Source organism: Yeguia hominis, assembly GCF_014384705.1.
Lineage (GTDB): Bacteria > Bacillota > Clostridia > Oscillospirales > Acutalibacteraceae > Yeguia > Yeguia hominis.
In genome coordinates this window covers 1-604 of the sequence record NZ_JACRSN010000069.1, presented here as the reverse complement: position 1 = coordinate 604, position 604 = coordinate 1, and the positions used below count along the sequence as shown (strand labels likewise).

Below are 604 nucleotides of genomic sequence, written 5' to 3'. Positions count from 1 at the left end.
GTCAAGCTGGACGATTATGAGGTGCGAGTGCTGATAAACGGCTTAATACAGCAGCACAGGAGCTATGACGCAGAAACCAACGGTCAGATTGACGCCCTCGCCCTTCGCCTGTGCGACATTGCAGAAGCAATGAAGCCGGGACGGAAGAAGAAAATCTCTTTTGAGCCGGTAGAAACCAGAGTGATTCGGCATTGCCTTATGGAGTGGCGAAATCGAGAGATACAGGCGAAAAGACACGGCGCAGTGGATGCTATAAATGAACTGCTGATACGGTTTACCCGCTAAAGAGAAAAGTCGCTGTCACAGACGGCGGCTTTCCCTTTTCGGGTAGTATTCAAGAAGTCATAAAGTTCCGTGAGTAATGGAAGAAGGTAATGCTTTGAGAAAAAGATGAGAGCAATATTCTGAAAACTACTTGAGATTTTGGAGAAAATCTGCTAAAATACTTTTGTATATCTATGGGGTAGGGGAATTCATATCCTTTTGCCTTAGAAATTATGGAAGGAGGACTTGACTATGGCAAACGGAAATGCGACAATTATTGTCGGCTCGGCTCGGCTCGGCTCGGCTCGGCTCGGCTCGGCTCGGCTCGGCTCGGCTCGGC

General features: G+C 48.2%; 1 protein-coding gene. It reads left to right on the top strand.

The features are described from left to right. Positions 1-285: hypothetical protein (locus IAG03_RS14145; RefSeq protein WP_249320759.1), on the top strand; the 285-nt coding region annotated here is incomplete at its 5' end. Positions 286-604: the final 319 nt, after the last annotated feature.